This is a genomic window from Myxococcus sp. SDU36, from assembly GCF_030168875.1.
GTDB classification, from domain to species: domain Bacteria; phylum Myxococcota; class Myxococcia; order Myxococcales; family Myxococcaceae; genus Myxococcus; species Myxococcus vastator.
Genome location: NZ_CP077414.1, coordinates 5,072,329 through 5,089,774 on the forward strand (window position 1 = coordinate 5,072,329; position 17,446 = coordinate 5,089,774).

16 protein-coding genes are annotated in these 17,446 nt (G+C 69.2%); 6 read left to right on the top strand and 10 right to left on the bottom strand.

Features of this window, described 5'->3' with window-relative positions; genetic code table 11:
* Nucleotides 1-63: 63 nt before the first annotated feature.
* Entirely contained in the window at nt 64-1,419 is a 1,356-nt protein-coding gene (locus tag KGD87_RS20100) for an AHH domain-containing protein (RefSeq protein ID WP_284661893.1), read from the top strand.
* Between the two features lie 19 nt (nt 1,420-1,438).
* Complete coding sequence (locus KGD87_RS20105; RefSeq protein WP_284661894.1) at nt 1,439-2,008, top strand: imm11 family protein; 570 nt, start codon at nt 1,439-1,441, stop codon at nt 2,006-2,008.
* A 10-nt stretch (nt 2,009-2,018) separates the two neighbouring features.
* On the opposite strand, the gene KGD87_RS20110 is transcribed toward KGD87_RS20105, so the two are convergent.
* Entirely contained in the window at nt 2,019-2,966 is a 948-nt protein-coding gene (locus tag KGD87_RS20110; RefSeq protein ID WP_284661896.1) for an alpha/beta fold hydrolase, read from the bottom strand.
* A 121-nt stretch (nt 2,967-3,087) separates the two neighbouring features.
* The gene (locus tag KGD87_RS20115) at nt 3,088-3,543 is read right to left on the bottom strand and encodes a hypothetical protein (RefSeq protein WP_284661897.1); all 456 of its coding nucleotides are present in this window, start codon (nt 3,541-3,543) and stop codon (nt 3,088-3,090) included.
* 313 nt (nt 3,544-3,856) lie between these two features.
* Here KGD87_RS20115 and KGD87_RS20120 point away from each other — a divergent pair, with 313 nt between their 5' ends.
* Nucleotides 3,857-4,744, top strand: coding sequence for an RNA polymerase factor sigma-32 (locus KGD87_RS20120; RefSeq protein ID WP_163777306.1), 888 nt, complete (start codon nt 3,857-3,859; stop codon nt 4,742-4,744).
* A gap of 73 nt (nt 4,745-4,817) precedes the next feature.
* Here KGD87_RS20120 and KGD87_RS20125 read toward each other — a convergent pair whose 3' ends face one another.
* The 4 genes from KGD87_RS20125 to KGD87_RS20140 form a co-directional block, all read right to left on the bottom strand.
* Entirely contained in the window at nt 4,818-6,239 is a 1,422-nt protein-coding gene (locus KGD87_RS20125; RefSeq protein ID WP_284661898.1) for an RICIN domain-containing protein, read from the bottom strand.
* A 26-nt stretch (nt 6,240-6,265) separates the two neighbouring features.
* Nucleotides 6,266-7,582, bottom strand: a complete 1,317-nt coding sequence (locus tag KGD87_RS20130) for a family 16 glycosylhydrolase (RefSeq protein ID WP_284661899.1) — start codon at nt 7,580-7,582, stop codon at nt 6,266-6,268.
* A 141-nt stretch (nt 7,583-7,723) separates the two neighbouring features.
* A complete protein-coding gene (locus KGD87_RS20135; protein ID WP_284661900.1) occupies nt 7,724-8,995 on the bottom strand; it encodes a winged helix DNA-binding domain-containing protein in 1,272 nt (423 codons plus the stop codon).
* Nucleotides 8,996-9,125: 130 nt separating this feature from the next.
* Entirely contained in the window at nt 9,126-9,950 is an 825-nt protein-coding gene (locus tag KGD87_RS20140) for an SDR family oxidoreductase (protein WP_284661901.1), read from the bottom strand.
* 48 nt (nt 9,951-9,998) lie between these two features.
* On the opposite strand from KGD87_RS20140, the gene KGD87_RS20145 reads away from it, so the two are divergent.
* Nucleotides 9,999-10,265, top strand: coding sequence for a hypothetical protein (locus KGD87_RS20145; protein ID WP_163777314.1), 267 nt, complete (start codon nt 9,999-10,001; stop codon nt 10,263-10,265).
* Between the two features lie 39 nt (nt 10,266-10,304).
* Here the strand turns inward: KGD87_RS20145 and KGD87_RS20150 are convergent, their stop codons facing one another.
* The 4 genes from KGD87_RS20150 to KGD87_RS20165 form a co-directional block, all read right to left on the bottom strand.
* Nucleotides 10,305-10,679: an ArsR/SmtB family transcription factor gene (locus KGD87_RS20150; protein WP_284661903.1), complete on the bottom strand. Its 375-nt coding sequence runs from the start codon at nt 10,677-10,679 to the stop codon at nt 10,305-10,307.
* 89 nt (nt 10,680-10,768) lie between these two features.
* Nucleotides 10,769-11,866 carry a S1 family peptidase gene (locus KGD87_RS20155; protein ID WP_284661904.1) on the bottom strand — a complete coding sequence of 366 codons (1,098 nt, stop codon included), beginning with the start codon at nt 11,864-11,866 and terminating at the stop codon, nt 10,769-10,771.
* Nucleotides 11,867-11,882: 16 nt separating this feature from the next.
* The gene (locus KGD87_RS20160; protein WP_284661905.1) at nt 11,883-12,479 is read right to left on the bottom strand and encodes a toxin-antitoxin system YwqK family antitoxin; all 597 of its coding nucleotides are present in this window, start codon (nt 12,477-12,479) and stop codon (nt 11,883-11,885) included.
* Nucleotides 12,476-13,216 carry a hypothetical protein gene (locus KGD87_RS20165; RefSeq protein WP_284661906.1) on the bottom strand — a complete coding sequence of 247 codons (741 nt, stop codon included), beginning with the start codon at nt 13,214-13,216 and terminating at the stop codon, nt 12,476-12,478. The genes KGD87_RS20160 and KGD87_RS20165 overlap by 4 nt, the downstream gene beginning before the upstream one ends.
* A gap of 149 nt (nt 13,217-13,365) precedes the next feature.
* Here KGD87_RS20165 and KGD87_RS20170 point away from each other — a divergent pair, with 149 nt between their 5' ends.
* Nucleotides 13,366-13,644, top strand: coding sequence for a hypothetical protein (locus KGD87_RS20170; protein ID WP_284661908.1), 279 nt, complete (start codon nt 13,366-13,368; stop codon nt 13,642-13,644).
* 50 nt (nt 13,645-13,694) lie between these two features.
* Nucleotides 13,695-17,438: an isoleucine--tRNA ligase gene (gene ileS / locus KGD87_RS20175; protein WP_284661909.1), complete on the top strand. Its 3,744-nt coding sequence runs from the start codon at nt 13,695-13,697 to the stop codon at nt 17,436-17,438.
* Nucleotides 17,439-17,446: the final 8 nt, after the last annotated feature.

Below are 17,446 nucleotides of genomic sequence, written 5' to 3' on the forward strand. Positions count from 1 at the left end.
GAAATGTCGATGGACCTGGGCCACGCCACCTCCCGTGGGCCCCGCTGCCCAGCGAGGACTTGAATGAGAGCGCATGCGGTCATCTGGCTGGTGCTGGCGCTTGCCGTCACGGGCTGTTCGACCACGCGCCTCGTGCGCCTGGAGACCAGGGAGGGACCTCCGCTGGTCCACACGCCGTTCACGGACGATGAGGCCGGGCCCGTGGAGCTGGACGAGGACGAGTTCGAGGCGGCCGTGGTGGAACTCGCCCGGGATGTGCGGCCCTTTTCCAATCCCCTGCGCGAGGCCCGCCGACGCTTCGGCGTTCCCGAGCGAAGCGGCGTATACCTGTACGAGGGGCGCGGCCCCCGGCTCATCCCCCAGAACGAAGAGAAGGACCCAGACGGCCTGCGTCTCCTGGGGGCCTACGCGGATGACGAACTGACGCGCGCCTATGGCCGCTGGTGCAAGCGTAAGTCGCAGCCCGGTGACTGCCTGCGCCTGCTGTCAGAAGGCCCGCTGCTGGCCAGCGACGGCAAGTACTCGCTGGCCATGGCCATCGCCATGGACTCGGTGTGGGAAGAGACGGCCGAGGCGCTGGAGGACATGGCCGACCCGCAGGCGCTGCTGGCGACGGTGAGTGCCTCCGTCAGCATGTACCTGCTCCTCTGGTCGCTCCCTGAACCGGTGAGCAAGGGGCTGGCAGCGCTGCTGACGGCCACGGCCATCGCCTACCTGGGCGTGGACACCGTGTGGCGCATTCTGGACGGGTGGGTGGCGCTGGTGCGTGAGGCGGACCGGGCCACCACCTTCGAGCAGCTCAGCGAGGCGGGCGAGGCGTACGGCGAAGTCCTCGGAGAGAACGCAGCACGCATCTTCGTCATGTTGGCCACGGCAGCACTCGGCAATACGGCGGGGCTCGCGGCGAAAGCACCGCGACTCCCGGGCTCGGCGCAGGCGTCCCTCGCGGTGGAGACGCAGGCGGGCTACCAGTACGTGGCCATCGGAAGCGTGGAGTCGGTGGCGATGGCGGCCGAGGGCTTCACCATCGCGCTGGCCCCCCACGCGGTCGCCATGGCGAACCAGGGGAGGAGCAGCGGGGGCTCAAGGGGAAAGAGCCAGAAGCACCACCTTGCCACGGACAAGAACAGTGTCTCCACCGCTCGTGGCGGGCCCTGGACGCCTGAGTTCAGAAGGATCTTCAGGAAGGCCGGAATGGAGTTGAAGGACCCTGAGAACATCGTTGATGTTCCTGGCCACAAGGGGCCTCATCCGCAGGATTACCACGAGGCGGTTTACGAGAGACTCTGGGATGCGACAAGAACGTGCCGCACCGTGGTTGCATGCCGTAAAACGCTAACGGCCGCACTCAAGGAGCTGGCCGAGGAAGTCGCGACGAAGGGAACGAGCCTCCACAGGCTCGTGACCCAGGGCAAGTAAGGTAGAGAGGAAGCCCACCATGCCCAAGCGCTACTTCAGGCTCAAAGAGGACATGCAAGCCGAGAACTGGGACCTGGGAGACCTCTTGAACGAGCAAGGTCAAGAGGTGGACGACCCCTACCTATTCGCGGCCGGACAGCCTGTCCGTGTTACGGGCCGTCTGACGATTCCCGTCGACGCGCCCGGGAGGCGGTTGGACTTCTGCATGGCGGGCATCGGCGCTGCACCTATCGTTCATGTCCGGGTAGCCACCCTCTTCGCGGAGCTGGCTCCCGACGACGTGCAACTCATCCCCGTGGACGTCCAGAGCCACCCGGACCAGTACCTCATCCTCGTGGCCACGAAGCGCATCCGCTGCATTGACGACAAGGCGTCAGAGGAGGTGCGCTACTGGAAGCCGGAGCACGGGCAGCCAGAGCGAATTGGCGACTACAAGTCCGTGATGGGGCTGCGCATCGACACCACGAAAGTCGGCGACGCCAAGGTCTTCCGCACGGAAGGCTGGGACATCGCCCTCATCGTCGCCGAGGAAATCAAACACGCCCTGGAGCGCCTCCAGGCCACCGGCGTGAAGTTCACGCCGGTGTAATCCTCACGAACTAGAACTGCCCCGCCCGAGCCTGGTCGAAGTCCACGCGGTGCTTCATGTACAGCGTGTCCAGCATGTGATTGCTGATGGGGTTCGCATTCCCATCCGTGAACCGGTGCACCACCGCGCCCTTGCCCGCGTCCTTCAGGAAGGCCGTCGGGTCCACGCTCCCGCCCAGGCCCGTGAGCGTGGGCACCGGGTCCGCGTTGTTGACGTAGTGCACGTACTTGGGCCCATCCACATACCGCGTGGACGCCGCGCCAAAGGTCTCCACGCTCAGCTTGCCCAGCGTCTGCTCCACCTGCGCCGGGGACATGCCGTCTTCGATGCGCAGCCGCTTCGCCACGTCATCCAGCGCCCGCGCGGTGATGAGGCCGCCCTGGCTGTACCCCATCAGGTGCACCTCACGGCCCGCCTTCAGCTCGCCGTAGAGCGTGTCCGCCAGCGTATCCACCGCGGGGTTGCGGCCCTTGTCCAGCTTGTCCCCCACACACTGCGCCAGGTCCGCCACCAGCCCCTGCGTCGCGTTGTGAATCCCCACCACCTTCGCGTCCGCCGTCTCCGCGATGGCCTGCATCTCACTCAGCTGGCCCGACGTCGGCGTCATGATGCCGTTGACGTAGAGAATCGTCTTCGACGGGTTCGGGTTGTCCAGCGGCGTCACGCCCGGGACATCCTTCAGCGGCGTGCCGGGCGGAAACGTCTGCCCCTTGGCGCCCACGAACTTCCCGTCATTCATCCGGTCCGGCTTCGCGTCCCCGCCGAAGAGGCGCTTCAGCTCGCTCACATGCGCGGCCTGGAAGACGTCCTTGCCCATCTCGATGAAGCGGGGCACGTCCGCGATGCCGCCCTTGATGGCCTCCACCACCCCGCCCAACAGGGCGTTCTTCGGAGCCGCCGTGGGCGCCTTCACAGTCGGAGGGGTGACGGCGCTGCGGCTGCGGTCGATGGTGCTCACGAGGACCTCCTGCCCGGTGGGGGACGGGTGTTCTCCTCATCTTCTCAAGGTTGCAGAGGGAAGTTGCGTCCTCCCCACCTCCCCCAGGTCGATCCACACAGAGGGCACGCGACGCATCGCATCAATGCGGCACGGGCGGTGAGGGCTCCTGTGAATCAGGGTCGTGGTGGTTCAGCGTCTGCTCCGCCTGCTCGCGATGGAGGCGCCGCGTGGCCGTCTCCTCTTCTTCCGTGCGCTGGCGCCGCTTCACCAGGCCCTGCGTCTCATCCACGAACCAGAACACCACCCGGAAGAACGCCGCGATGACGGTGATGAGCAGCGTGGACAGCACCCAGCTGAGCACGTAGCCGGGCCAGCCGCCCACCGTCACCCGGATGACGGCCGTCCCCGTGAGCGGCACCAGGATGAACGCCACGTAGTGCGACACGCAGTAGGGGCACGACACCAGGTAGCCCAGCCAGGAGTCCTTGCCCCCCAGCCGCGCGCGCATCGGCGCGAAGATGCGCTCCCGGGACAGCGTCTGCGACACGCCCATCACCACGGCGGAGACGGCGAAGAGCTGGAAGAGGTCCCCCATCCCATCAAGGTGGCGACGACGCACCGGGCACGACACAGCAGGCCTCCGTGAAGGGCCCCGCACGCCCGCTCCCACCTGCCTGCCCCCCCAGGCCAGGTGCCCCGTTGGCCAGTCAACGTTCGGAAAAGACTTCCGTGAGGCCGGCTGTAAAAACGACCGATTACCGCCCTTATGCATGGGTCAGCATGGATGCAAACCCCTGGATTCACTTAGAAACGATGGTGCCACCCTTTGGCACGCGGGTCGCAAAGGGCAACCCCCCGTAGCGTCATCGCGGTCCCCCAACCAGATCTCTTTTTCCCCGAGAGACACCATGCAGGCTTCCAACTCCTTCTCCTCCCCTGATTCGCTCTCCACCTACCTGTCGGAGATCAACCAGTACCCGCTGCTCACCCAGCCGAAGGAGCAGGAGCTGTCGAGGCGCTTCCGCGACGGAGACCTGGCCGCGGGCCACCAGCTGGTGACGGCGAACCTCCGCTTCGTGGTGAAGGTGGCCTACGAGTACCGCTCCTACGGCCTGAAGATGTCGGACCTCATCCAGGAGGCGAACATCGGCCTGATGAAGGCCGTGCAGAAGTTCGACCCGGACAAGGGCATCCGCCTCATCTCCTACGCCGTCTGGTGGATTCGCGCGTACATCCAGAACTGCATCCTCAAGAACTGGAGCCTGGTGAAGCTGGGCACCACGCAGGCGCAGCGCCGCCTCTTCTTCAGCCTGGCCCGCACGCGCCGCGAGCTGGAGAAGCTGGGCGCCGGCGACGCGAACGTCGTCAACGCCGAGGAGATTGCGCGCAAGCTGAACGTGAAGGCCTCCGAGGTGCGCGAGATGGAGCAGCGCATGGGCGGCCGGGACTTGTCCCTGGACGCGCCCATGGGCGAGGACGGCGACGCCACGCACCTGGACTTCGTGGAGTCCGAGTCCGCCTCCGCGGTGGACGAGGTCGCCGACCGGCAGCAGGCCAACCTCACCCGCGAGCTCGTGCAGCGCGCCCTGCGCCGGCTGGACCCGCGCGAGCGCTTCATCATCGAGCAGCGCGTCATGGGTGACGCGGAGATGACGCTCAGCGAGCTGGGCGAGCACTTCGGCTTCTCCCGCGAGCGCGCCCGTCAGTTGGAGATTCGCGCGAAGGACAAGCTCAAGCTCGCGCTGGCCACGCTGATGGCCGAGGCCGGCGTCGACGAGAGCACGCTCAACGCCTGAGCCTCACACCTTCCTGGGGAAGACGACGGCGCTCCAGCCCGGCCCGGCTGGAGCGCCGCCTCCCCGCACCGGCTCAGAGCTGCTCGAGCCGGAACTGCTGGCAATCGTTGTTGGACCACGCCCACTGCTGCACGGCCGCGCCGTCACCGCGGGCCCAGCAGTCCGCCACGTCCAGCACCTTCCCGCTGTGCCGCGCCTCCAGCCGGTGGAAGCCGTTGCCCAGGGAGACGGCGCGGAACTGCTGGTTGCCGCCGCCCGAATAGCTCCACTGCTGGAGCCGGGCACCGTCCGCCGTGCTCACGTCCCGCACGTCCAGGGCCTTCCCGCTGTGGCGGGACACGAAGCGCACGTAGCCGTTGTCGGTGGACTCCATCGCCCACTGCTGGCTGGCGCCGCCGTGGCAGGCCCACTGGTGGATGAGCGCGCCGTCGGCCGTGCTCGGTCCGTCGATGTCCACGCACTTGCCCGTCAGCTTGTTCACCAGCCGGTACACGTTGCCGCCGCCGGGCGTCTGCACCACCTGCGCGATAGCGCTCAGCAGTGACGTGGCGCCCTGCGTGTCCTGGGACAGCTCCCAAATCATCACCCCGCCGCCCTGCTGGAGCGCCAGGCGCGACTTCGCCTGGATGGTGGCGATGCCGTTGTACTGCACGTCCCCCACCCAGTCCTTGTAGGGCGCCTGGGAATCACGCCCCACCAGCTCCGCGTAGCTGACGTAGGACGACGGCGAACGGCCATAGAAGGGCACGCCCAGCGCCGCCTTCGCGCGCGGCAGCCCGCGGTTCACCCAGTAGTTGAGCGACTGCACCGCGAACTCATACGTCGAATGCGGATGGCCGCCGTCGTAGGCCATGATGTTCAGGAAGTCGAAGTCGCTGAACGTCGACGCGGGGATGCCCTCGCCGTAGTAGCCGTTGGCGATGACGGCCGCGGTGAGCAGCTTGCCCCGCGCACGGAGCGCCGCGCCCAGTTCCCGCACCAGCGCCGCGAAGTTCTGCGCCGACTGCCCCGGGTCCGGGTACTCCCAGTCCAGGTCCACGCCGTCCAACCCCGCCGCGTTGACGAAGCTGATGAGGTTGTTCACGAACGCGGTGCGCGTGGAGGCGTTGGCGGCCAACTGCTCGAAGCCGCTGTCGTCGCCGTTGTTCCAGCCGCCCACGGCGATGAGCACCTTCACGCCGCGCGCATGCGCCGTCTGCACCAGCGAGCGCAGCCGCGCGTCGTTGCTGCTCACCCCCGTGAGGCCGCCCTGCGCGGTGGGCAGCGCGAAGGCGTAGTTGATGTGCGTCAGCTTGTCGTACTGGAGGGCATTGATGTCCCCCGCCCACGTGGGCAGGTACCCCACCACGCGCGTCGCGAGGGCCGCCTGCTCGGCGCTCCCGGTGGGCGCTCCTTCTTGCGCCGCCTCATCCGGCGCGCCGGAGCAGGCCAGCAAAGTGGTGACACACAGGGCCGCGAAGGCCAGGGACTTGAGGAAAACACGCTCGTTTCGCATGACGTCTGGCGCCTTTCCTTTCCGGCTCACTGCCACTGGGAATAACGGACCCAGTCGACTTCCAGCGCGGGCGCCGTGTCGCGGATGTGGTTCAGCGTGGACTGCGGCACGCCGAAGTACGGCGTCGTCGCCCCGTTGACGCCGTGCGGATAGGTGCCGCCCACCGCCAGGTTCAGGATGATGAAGTAGGGGCGGTCATAGACCCAGCGGCCGTAGCGCTCGACCTCGGCGCGGGTCACCGTCTTCAGCAGCACGCCGTCGATGAACCACTTGATGTCCTGGGACGAGAACTCCGTGGCGTAGACGTGCCAGTCACTCACCGGCGAGCTCGGGAAGAACTGCTGGTTGATGGGCGTGTTGCCGGAGTACCCCGGCCCGTGCAGCGCGCCCGACGTCCAGTTCGCGTAGCCGACGTTCTCCATGATGTCGAGCTCACCGCACTCCGGCCAGCCGACCTGGTTGATGTTGTTGCCGAGCATCCAGAACGCCGGCCACAGCCCCGGGCCCACCGGCATTTTGATGCGCGCCTCCACCTTGCCGTGCCCGAACTCCCGCTTGCCCGCGCTCTCCAGGCGGCCCGACGTGAAGGGATAGCCGTTGTTCCACTCGTGCCGCGCGATGAGCTTCAGCGTCCCGTTGCTCACCTCGATGTTTCGCGGCGACGTCGTGTACTGCTGCTGCTCGCTGTTCACATGGACGCCGGTATTGGCGAACCAGTTGGCGGCGTTGATGCTGCTACCGTCGAAGTCGTCACGCCAGCGCTCCACCCAGCCGCCGCCGCCCCCGCCAATGACGCTGACGGAGAAGGACTCCCAGCACCCCGCCGACGCGCGGTTGGCGATGAGCTGCCCGCCCAGGTTCGTGTCCGCCGACACGAAGAGGTTGTTGCTGCGCGCCTTCAGGCCCACGGAGTCGCCGCCAAACTCCACCCACTCGAAGCGCTCCCAGTCCTGGACGCTGTTCCGGTTGGCGACGAGCTGTCCGCCCAGGTTGGTGTCCGCCGACACGTACAGCCCCGACGACACGGAGCGCAGCGCGACCAGGCCACCGCCCGCGTCCACCACCTGGAACTGCTCCCAGTCCTGCGCCGTGGCCCGGTTCGCCATCAGCGGCGTGTTCGCGAGGTTCTGGTCCGCGGACACGAACTGCTGCGTCGAGCAGGCCCTCAGCGTGACGCTCCGTCCAATGGGCGCCGCCAGCCCCTGCGCCCGCGACGCCACCTCTGGAGACCTCACCTCCGCGGAGCCCGCCTCCTCCGCCGGCGAACATGCCGCCAGCAGACCTCCCAGTCCCAACGCCAGCACCCAGCCACGTCCCACCACCACCGAGTGTCCCTGTGCCATTCGACGTGCCTCCTCACTCCCAAAGCGGGAAAGAGGGCGCCGGATATCACCAGGAAATCTTGAATTAAAGACAAATGGCGTTTTATGAAGACACGGCTCTTTTGCATGGAGCGGGACTGGGAAAGTCTGCTCCCGGTGCCCTCACTCCACCCGCTCGAAGCGGAGGTCGACGCGCCGGGCATCCGCGGCGGCGAAGGCGAGCAGCCGCGCGCCCTCGTCGCTCAGCGCGGCGCGGTCCTCACGCGACAGCCGCGCGAAGGGCGTGATGCACAAGGTCGCGGTGCCACGCGCACGTTCGATGCGCCAGGTTCCTTGAACGAAGCCATCGACGAGGAGGGTGGCGCGCACAATGCCGTTGCGGGTGAAGACCCGCTTGCGAGCGGCATCGGACAGGATGCGCGTGCGGTCCGCGTGGGCCAGCAGCGCGCTGTCGAACTCGGACAGGAAGCGGACGGGCGCGGGCGTGTCCGGGTCGGGCCTCCGGGCATCGGGGGTGTCGAACAGCTCCACGCCGTGCTCGTCACGGAAGGTGCGCAGCCCGGGCCTCAACCGCTCCAGGACAGCGCCCATGCGTGACAGGCCCGACCAGGCCTGCAAATCCCTGACGCTCGCGGGGCCGAACGCGGCGAGGTAGCGCGGCACCAGCGCGTCTGGCGGCGCGGCGGGCTCGAAGCGCTGGCCGAGCCAGGACTCAGCGGTGGCGTACACCATCCGCTCGCCATGGCCCCACGTTCCACAGGGCGGCACCACGACGAGCGGCTCCAGGCTCGAGAAGCCCATGCTCAGGGCGCTCGCATCATGGCCGGGCCACTGCTCCTGGAGCCGCTGGCCCAGCTCACCGCGGGGACTGGGACGGGCCTCCAGCAGCGCCCGCCCCCGCGCCACCAGCGCCTGGACGTCCACGCCCGCCAGCTGCTTGCCATGGGAGGAGTGCTTCAGCGCCCTGTCGAGCGCGGGTTGCAGCACGGGACGCAGCGCGAGGCAGTCGCGCGCGGTCACCAGGTGCAACGTCCCGCGCATCATCCCGGCGCGCACCACCTGGCGCTCGGTGATGAGCCGGGTCAGCGCCTCTTGCTGGAAGCCCTCCAGCCGCGTCCACAATCCACCGTAGGGAGGATGGGTGGCCTGGGCCTGGAGCCCCACCAGGTGCTCCAGTGCCTCCACCACGCCCGTGCGGAAGCGCTGCAACAGCCACTGCCGCTGGAGCAGGGCCCGGTTGAGGGCCCGCTGCCCCAGAACCTGGGCCGGCGGGCTCCGCCGCCGCGAGGAGACACGGGCAGGCGGCGCGCTTCCTGATTCCTTCGTGGGTGGGGGCACCGGACGCAGCACCCGCTCCTTCCGTGCCTTGCTGGGGCGCCCACGTTTGGCACCCGCGGGGACGAGCAGCGGCAACATCATCAAGAAGGGAATCATGTCGGTTGGCACCTGGGGGTGGGATGCGAACACCCCTGGGTTGGGAGAACCCAAGGGGCTTCGTGGACGCCATCCTGCGACCCGCCCCTGACAGTCCTATGTCAGGAATGTGCCACCCGCTGGACCCCGCTCAGCGCCGCGACAGGCCGTGGAGCGCCATCACGAGGTGCTCGAAAGTGCGCCCGGGTAGCAGGCGCTTCGACACCAGGCCGACGCGCTGCGACAGGTGCCCCACGGAGTAGCGCACGTCCACGCGCCGGCGCTCCACCAGGGACAGGAGCTTCCGGGCGACCTGCTCGGGAGGGACGCCCGCGCCCTCTGCTGACTCCACCAGGTCCATGACGCGCTCGAAGGCCTCCTGGTAGGCGGACCCGGGACCGGACTGACGGGCGCGCTGCCGGTACTCGCGCACGCGCGTGAGGACATCTCCGGGCTGCAGCAGCGTGGCCTCGATGCCGAAGGCGGCGACTTCCTGCCGGAGGCTCTCCGTCAGCCCCTCCAGGGCGAACTTGCTGGCGCTGTAGAGCCCCTGGAAGGGGAGCCCGGCGGCGCCGCCCATGGAGCTGATGTTGACGATGAGGCCCGACCGCTGCGCGCGCATCGTGGGCAGCACCGCCCGGCAGACGCGCAGCACGCCGAAGAAGTTGGTGTCCATCTGCCGCTGGGCCTCTTCAATGGACACATCCTCCACCGCGCCAGCCATCACGAAGCCCGCGCAGTTCACCACCACGTCGAGCCGGCCCTCGGCCGCGAGCACCGACGCCACCACGCGTTGAACGGAATCCTCATCCGTGACGTCCAAAACAGCCATCTGGTGGTGGGCACCCTCCGCGCGGGGATGGCGGCTGGTACCATGGACGGCGTGGCCATGCGCCCCCAGGAGCTCCGCGCAGGCCTGACCGATGCCAGAGGATGCGCCAGTGATGAGGACCACCTTGCGTCGCGACTTGCTCATGCGTTCTCCCACCCAGGCTCGTGACGAGCATCAACGTGGGAGCGCATCGTGAACCTCATCGAGCCCTTCGCCTACGCGGGCGCGGCGGTGGGCACCGTCATCGGGGCCGTCCTGGGCTTTCCCCATGGCCTGCTGTGGGGCCTGGCTGGCATGGCGGCGGGCCTCGTCGGCGGCGTGCTCGTGCTGTCTGTCGTCCTCTTCTTCCTGTTCCTGGCCGGGATGGCGCTGTTCGTCTGGCCGCGCGAACGGCTCAAGCAGCAACGGGGCCCGCGTCCCGGGACGGGTGATGCCCCGCGAGAAGACGACAGACACTGAGTGCCCCCAGCCCGCGGGGCGACGGGACGCATGCGGACCTCACTCCTTCCGCGCGCCCTTCCTGGCGCCGCCGCGCTCGGGCTTGCGGAGCTCCCGCTCCAGGGCATCCAGCCGGTCATTCCAGAAGCGCTCGTAGAAGCGCAGCCAGTCCGCCGCTCCGGCCAGCGGCGCCGGCGCGAGGCTGCACCGGTGCGTGCGCCCCTCCACCGACCTGTTCACCAGCCCCGCGCGCTCCAGCGTCTTGACGTGCTTGGAAGCACCCGCGAAGGACATGCTGAACGGCGCCGCCAGCTCGCCAATGCTCCGCGGCCCCGAGGACAGGCTGCGCAGCATCTCCCGCCGCGTCGGGTCGGAGAGCGCGTGGAAGACCGCGTCGAGCTGCTCGGAACGTTGCTGAACCATGGGGGTGACCATAACGACCTCCGCCCTAAATTAAACCACCCAGTTAAACAACATGCCAGCGGGGCTGACAGGCGAGCAGCGGCTGGAAGGCGCTCGCGGACCTACCCGCCCTTGGCGCGACGGCCGCGTCCCCAGGCCCGGGCCAGGAGCACCAGCGGGAGCAGGCCGGGGTTTCCGCCCCCTGCCGCCGCGCACCCTCCCCGCGCTGTTGCATCCCGCGGCGTGGAGCAGGGCAGCCACAGCCGGCACGCCGAGCCCGCCTTCACACACGGATGTTCACCCTGCGCGCTGGTGCAGGAAGGCCCGAAGTGGCCCGCCTCGAGCCCCGCCACCGCGCAGCTCCGGGTGCCGTCCTCCCGTGCGACACACGCCATGCCCACGGGGCAGTCCCCATGCGCACGGCACCGCTGCGCGCAGGCATCCTCGTCCAGGTCCACCGGCGTCCGGACGGGCGCGTCGTGAGCGGCGTCGTCAATGGCCGCCTGGATGAAATCCGCGTGTACGTCGACGCGGGTGTTCGTCCCCGTGGTGCAGGTGAGGTCGCCAAACGAGGTGACACCGACCCATCGTTCAAGGCCGTCCTGTTCAATGAACACCGGGCCGCCGCTGTCCCCGCCGCACGACATCGCTGGCGCCGCTTCGATGGAGAATGCGAACGCGTCAACCGAGGTGATTCGGGACAGGCCACCTCGGCGCAGGCCCGAGCCCCCCTCCCCGTCCATGCCGAAGCCCACCACCCGCGCCACCCGTCCCACGCCGTCAGCGGGAAACGCGCGCGCCTCCCAGGCCAGCGGCGCGACTGGCGCATCGCTGGCGAGCATCAACACGCCCACGTCATTCACGCCCGGCCGCCACGCGGGATGGAGCCGGCCCTCCACCACGCGGATGCGCTGCGCGGCGGAGGCGCGGGCTGTCTCGGCGGCGAACACCACCGAGAACACCCGCGGCGCCTCCGTGTTCTCCACGCAGTGCGCCGCCGTCAGCACCACGCGGGGCGCCACCAGCGTGCCCGTGCAGAGCACGCGAGCCGCCTCGTCAGGCTCACCACAGAAGGGGGAGACGGGCACGATGGCGGCCACCGCGGCGTAGCCCGGCTCGGCCGCGCCGCCCACCACGGCCCGCCGCGCCGGGGAGAGCGTCTCCGGGGAGACGGGGACGACAGAAGGACCACACGCGCCCGCCGCCAGCAGGAGTCCCACGGCGGCGGACGTGACGTCACTCGCTGTCGAAGTCGCCCTGCGGAACGTCCGTGGCGGCGCCCGCGGCGTCCCAGTACTTCCACTCACCCGTCTTCTCCCCCTTCTCGTACTGGCCCTGCACGGCCAGCGCGCCATTGGGGTGCCACTCCGTATAAGCGCCCTGCGAGCGATGTCCCGCCAGCGCCCCTTCCGCCCACTTCGAGCCGTCCGAGCGCCAGGCGGTCCACTTCACCGGACCGGCGCCGGGCGAATGGAGCTCCTCGCGGTTCTTCGGGCCCTCCTCATAGTAGAGGGTCCACAGGCCCTGCTTGAGCCCGCCGCGGTAGTCACCCTCGAACTGCTTCACGCCGTCCTCGAAGTAGGTGACCCAGCGGCCCTCCATCTTCCCGTCGACGTAGGCGCCCTCCGTCTTCAGCTTCCCGGTGGCGTGCCACTCCGCCCAACGGCCGTGCTTCTGGCCATCAGGCCGGGCGCACCACTGGAGGACGCCGTCGGGCGGCGCGCGGCCCTGGAGCCGCGCGCCATCGGGACAGGGCCCGGAAGCCCGGTTGCAGCCCAGGGCCATCCCGGCGACGAGCGCCAGCGCCACACCTGTCAGGACGCGCTTCTTCAACTGCAAGAGCCCACGCCGCTGCAGCTGCAGTTGTTGCGCGCGAACGAGTAGTCATCCGACGCCGCCGCGAAGCTGCCCAGGCCGTAGTCGTGCTTGGCGCAGTCCTGCGTATAGGCCGTGGTACCCACGCAGCGCGGCAGGCTGGTGACGCCGCAGCCCTGGCCGCAGCGGCCCTTGCAGCCGTTGCCCGAGCCACCGGTGCAGCCGCAGCCCCGGCCCGCCGTGCGGTAGTAGCCGGAGCCGATGTACTGACGGCTGCAGGTGCAGGAGAGGTGCACCCAGCCGCGCTCGGACACGTACTCGTACGCCGTGAGGACCTCGCCCACGGGGACAATCTGCATGAAGCTCGTCTGGCGCTCGGCGGCTTCCTCGACGCGGGTGCGGCCCTCCGCGGGGAGCGCGTGGGCGAGCCCCTCCAACAGCGACGCGAGCAGGTGCGAGTGGGACGCGTCCAGCGGGCTGCCCGACGGTGTGAATTGGCCCACGCCCTGGTTGAAGTCGATGTGGAACCCGATGACGGGGTCGCCAAAGTCGTACGTCACCTCGACGACGTTGGCCTGCGTCTCCACCGCGAGCATCCGCACCACCGCGCCCCCGGAGCCGTACGTGGCCTCCAGCGTCGTCGCGTCGTGCTGGAGGACCTGGAAGCCCTCCTGCGCAAGAGGCTGTCCGGACGGCGCATCGGAACAGCCCACCACGACAGCCAGCGACAGGGCACAGAGCAGCAGCCTTTTCATGTCTCTCTCGATTCCAGGGGCGTGGGAATTCTCAGCTCCCGAGAACCTAGAAAGATGCGCACATGGGCGTCAACAGGCCCACCCTGAAATTCAGAACATCCCCGTTTAGACTCAGCCACGGCGACGGACGCCGCCCCCAGGAGAGACCCGTGCCCCAGAGTCGCGCGACCTTGATGTGCCTTGCCGCCCTGCTGATGGGGGGCTGCGGTGGAGCCATGGACGAAGCCACGGCGGAGCCCGCCGCGACGGAGTCCACGTCCCAGGCCCTCTACCCGGAGTACGACCCGGACATCCACTGCCGGGTCCGGTCCAAGTACGTGTCCTGCGGCAGCGGGCCGGAGCACTTCGCCTTCTACAGCCCGGACTGGGGCTACTACATCGAACGCGACATCTGTGGGGGCAACTGGCCGCTCTGTCCGCAGCCCTGATTCACAGGACGGGCATCCCTGGCGCGGGCGGTGCTATCAAGCACCGCACCATGCCTGAAACGCCCCCTTCCCTGTTCGATGTGGTGCCCGCGGAGATGGACTTCCCTTCCGACGAGCGCCGCATCCAGGCCTTCTGGAAGGACCGCCGCATCTTCGAGCGCTCGCTCGAAACGCGTGAGGGTGCCCCCAGCTTCGTCTTCTACGAGGGCCCGCCGACCGCCAACGGCCTGCCGCACAACGGCCACGTCCTCACGCGCGTCATCAAGGACCTGTTCCCCCGCTACAAGACGATGACGGGCCACTACGTCCCCCGCAAGGCCGGCTGGGACACCCACGGCCTGCCCGTGGAGGTGGAGGTCGAGAAGGAGCTGCGCATCCACGGCAAGGCGGAGATTGAGCGCTACGGCGTGGAGCCCTTCACCGAGCGCTGCATCGAGTCCGTCTTCCGCTACACCTCCGAGTGGGAGCGGCTCACCGAGCGCATCGGCTTCTGGGTGGACCTGAACCAGGCCTACGTCACCTACCACCGGCAGTTCGTGGAGAGCGTGTGGTGGGCGCTGGCGGAGCTGCACCGCAAGGGTCTGCTGTACCAGGGCCACAAGGTGGTGTGGTGGTGGCCGCAGGGCGGCACCGCGCTGAGCGCCGCGGAGGTGGGCCTGGGCTACAAGACGGTGGACGACCCGAGCGTCTACGTCGCCTTCCCGCTGCGCGACGCGCCGGACACCGCGCTGGTGGTGTGGACGACCACGCCCTGGACGCTGCCGTCCAACATGTACGCGGCCGTCAACCCGGGCGTGGACTACGTCACCGTGGACGCGGGCGAGCGCAAGCTCATCGTCGCCGCGGCCCTGCGCGAGGCGCTGGCGAAGAAGCTCAAGCAGGAGCTGCCCGTGGTCGCCACGCAGAAGGGCAGCGCCCTGGTGGGCCAGCGCTACCAGCCGCCCTTCGAGCAGTACCACCAGCGCGCGGGCGACACGCGGCTGCCGCTGAAGGACGGCGGGGGGGACGCACAGGCCTGGCGCGTGCTGGGCGCGGACTTCGTGACGCTCGACAGCGGCACGGGCATCGTCCACATCGCCCCGGCCTTCGGCGAGGACGACTATGAGGCCTTTCGCAAGGACAAGGCCCGCTTCGCCCAGCCCGAAGCGCTGGAGCTGTTCTGCGCGGTGAAGCCGGACGGCACCTTCTCCGACGACGTGCCGCTCGTCGCGGGCCGCTTCGTGAAGGAGGCGGACAAGGACATCCAGCGCCACCTGAAGGAGCGCGGGCTCATCCTCCTCACGGAGCAGTACAAGCACGAGTACCCCTTCTGCTGGCGCGCGGACGACGACCCGCTCATCCAGTTCGCCCGGCCCGCCTGGTACATCCGAACCACGTCCGTGAAGGACGAGGCCATTGCCAACAACCGCGCCGTCAACTGGGTGCCCGAGCACATCAAGGAAGGCCGCTTCGGCGACTTCCTGGCCAACAACGTGGACTGGGCCCTGTCACGCGAGCGCTACTGGGGCACGCCGCTGCCGCTGTGGGTGCACTCGGAAACAGGTGAGGTGGAGGCCGTCCCCTCGCTCCAGGCGCTGCGCGAGAAGCCGGGCAACAACGTGGCCGCGGTGGAGGCGGAGCTGAACGCCTTCCTCGCGGGCAAGCCGCACGAGGCCAACGCCAGGCACCTCCTGGTCCACAAGCCGTGGATTGACAAGGTGACGTTCGAGAAGCCCGGCACCCCGGGGCGCTTCCAGCGCGTGCCCGAAGTCGTGGACGTGTGGTTCGACTCCGGCTGCATGCCCTTCGCGCAGTGGGGCTTCCCGCACGCGCCGGGCTCGCGGGAGATTTTCAACCGCGCCTTCCCCGCGGACTTCATCTCCGAAGCCATCGACCAGACGCGCGGCTGGTTCTACTCCCTGCTGATGGTGAGCACGCTCCTCTTCGACGAGGAGACGCAGGCGCGCATGGGCCTGTCGCCCCAGCGCGGCTGGCCGCAGCCGTACAAGAGCTGCATCGTGCTGGGCCACGTCTCCGACAAGGAGGGCCGCAAGGAGTCCAAGTCCAAGGGCAACTACACGCCGCCCGAAATCATCCTGGACGAAGTGCGCATGGACTTCGCCGTCCTCACGGCCGCGGAGGCCGGCGTGCCGGGTGAGCCGGGCGTGGCGCTCATCGCCCGCGAGGACCTGGAGGGCCTGGACCTCCAGGAGGGCGCCCAGGTGCGGCTCTTCCGCCCGGACCGTCCGGACGTGGCGCTCACGGCGACGGTGAAGGCGCACAAGAAGCTCAAGCGCCGCGTGCTGCTGCTGGCGCCCGCTGACGTGAAGTCGCTGGACGTGGCGCCCTCCGCGCGCGGCGCCAGCGTCATGCCGGTGGAGGTGCCCCGGCTGGCGCCCTCCGAACGCGTGGTGCTGAAGGACCCCGCCGCCAAGGCGCCGGGCGCGGACGCGTTCCGCTGGTTCTTCTACGCGGCGAGCCCCACCTGGTCCAACACGCGGCACTCGCTGAGCAACGTGCGGCTGCTCCAGAAGGACTTCCAGGTCAAGCTGCGCAACGTCTACGCGTTCTTCACCATCTACGCGAACATCGACGGCTTCAACCCCGCGGCCGGCAACACGGACGCGTCCGACGCGCCGTGGGAGGCCATCCGCCGCAGCCAGGGCTGGCGCGAGGTGAAGGCGCGGCCGGTGCTGGACCGCTGGATTCTGTCGGAGGTCCACCTCACCCTGCGCGACGTCACCCGCGCGCTGGACACCTACCAGGTCTACGACGCGGCCCAGCGGATGGTGGCGCTGGTGGACGCGCTGTCCAACTGGTACCTGCGCCGCAGCCGCTCGCGCTTCTGGGCGCCGGGCTTCGAGCAGGACAAGCAGGACGCGTACTTCACGCTCCACGAGGCGCTCACCACCATCGCCGCGCTGTCGGCGCCCTTCATCCCCTTCTTCGCCGACGAGATGTGGGGCAACCTGGTGCGAAAGCCCTGGCCCACCACGCAGCCGGAGAGCGTCCACCTGGCGCGCTTCCCCACGGTGGAGGCGGCCCTCATCGACGAGGGGCTCGCGGCGGAGATGGGCGCGGTGCGGGATTTGGTGTCCCTGGGCCTCAAGGTGCGCACGGACAACCGCCTCAAGGTGCGCCAGCCGCTGTCGCGCGCGGACGTCATCCTGGCGCGCAAGGAGCTGACGGACCGCGTGGCGGTGTACCGCGACCTCATCGCGGACGAGCTGAACGTCCACGACGTGCGCTTCGTGGAGCCGGGCAGCCCGGAGGCGGACGTGGTGCGCTTCCGCGTCCGGCCCAACCTGCGCGCGGTGGGCGGACGGCTGGGCCCCAAGCTGGCCCCGGTGCGCAAGGCCTTCGACACGGGCGACGGCGCCGCGCTGCACCGCGAGCTGCTCCAGACGGGCCGCGTGGCCCTGACGGTGGCCGGCGAGGACCTGGTCTTCACCGCCGAGGAGCTGGAGACGCTGGTGGAGGCCAACCCCGGCTACGCCGCCGCGGGCATGGGCGTGGGCGTGGTGGTGCTGCACACCGAGCTGACGGAAGGCCTGGTGGATGAGGGCCTGGTGCGCGAGCTGCTCGCCCGCGTGCAGGGCGCGCGCAAGGACCTGGAGCTGGGCTACGCGGACCGCATCCAGCTCTGGGTGGACGGCGACGCGCGCGTGAAGCGCGTGACGGACGAAGCGCGGGAGCTGATTGCGCGGGAGACGCTGGCCTCCAGCATCCTCGTGGGCCCCGAGGGCCTCACCGGCCAGGAAGAAGAGGTCAGCATCAATGGCCTGCCCGCGCGCCTCCGCGTGGAACGGGCCTGAGCCGCGAA

Bases quoted from the DNA above. Each gene is read 5' to 3' on its own strand.
- KGD87_RS20100 (WP_284661893.1), top strand. From the start codon at position 64: ATGAGAGCGCATGCGGTCATCTGGCTGGTGCTGGCGCTTGCCGTCACG.
- KGD87_RS20105 (WP_284661894.1), top strand. From the start codon at position 1,439: ATGCCCAAGCGCTACTTCAGGCTCAAAGAGGACATGCAAGCCGAGAAC.
- KGD87_RS20115 (WP_284661897.1), bottom strand. From the start codon at position 3,543: ATGGGGGACCTCTTCCAGCTCTTCGCCGTCTCCGCCGTGGTGATGGGC.
- KGD87_RS20120 (WP_163777306.1), top strand. From the start codon at position 3,857: ATGCAGGCTTCCAACTCCTTCTCCTCCCCTGATTCGCTCTCCACCTAC.
- KGD87_RS20125 (WP_284661898.1), bottom strand. From the start codon at position 6,239: ATGCGAAACGAGCGTGTTTTCCTCAAGTCCCTGGCCTTCGCGGCCCTG.
- KGD87_RS20130 (WP_284661899.1), bottom strand. From the start codon at position 7,582: ATGGCACAGGGACACTCGGTGGTGGTGGGACGTGGCTGGGTGCTGGCG.
- KGD87_RS20135 (WP_284661900.1), bottom strand. From the start codon at position 8,995: ATGATTCCCTTCTTGATGATGTTGCCGCTGCTCGTCCCCGCGGGTGCC.
- KGD87_RS20140 (WP_284661901.1), bottom strand. From the start codon at position 9,950: ATGAGCAAGTCGCGACGCAAGGTGGTCCTCATCACTGGCGCATCCTCT.
- KGD87_RS20150 (WP_284661903.1), bottom strand. From the start codon at position 10,679: ATGGTCACCCCCATGGTTCAGCAACGTTCCGAGCAGCTCGACGCGGTC.
- KGD87_RS20165 (WP_284661906.1), bottom strand. From the start codon at position 13,216: ATGAAAAGGCTGCTGCTCTGTGCCCTGTCGCTGGCTGTCGTGGTGGGC.
- ileS (WP_284661909.1), top strand. From the start codon at position 13,695: ATGCCTGAAACGCCCCCTTCCCTGTTCGATGTGGTGCCCGCGGAGATG.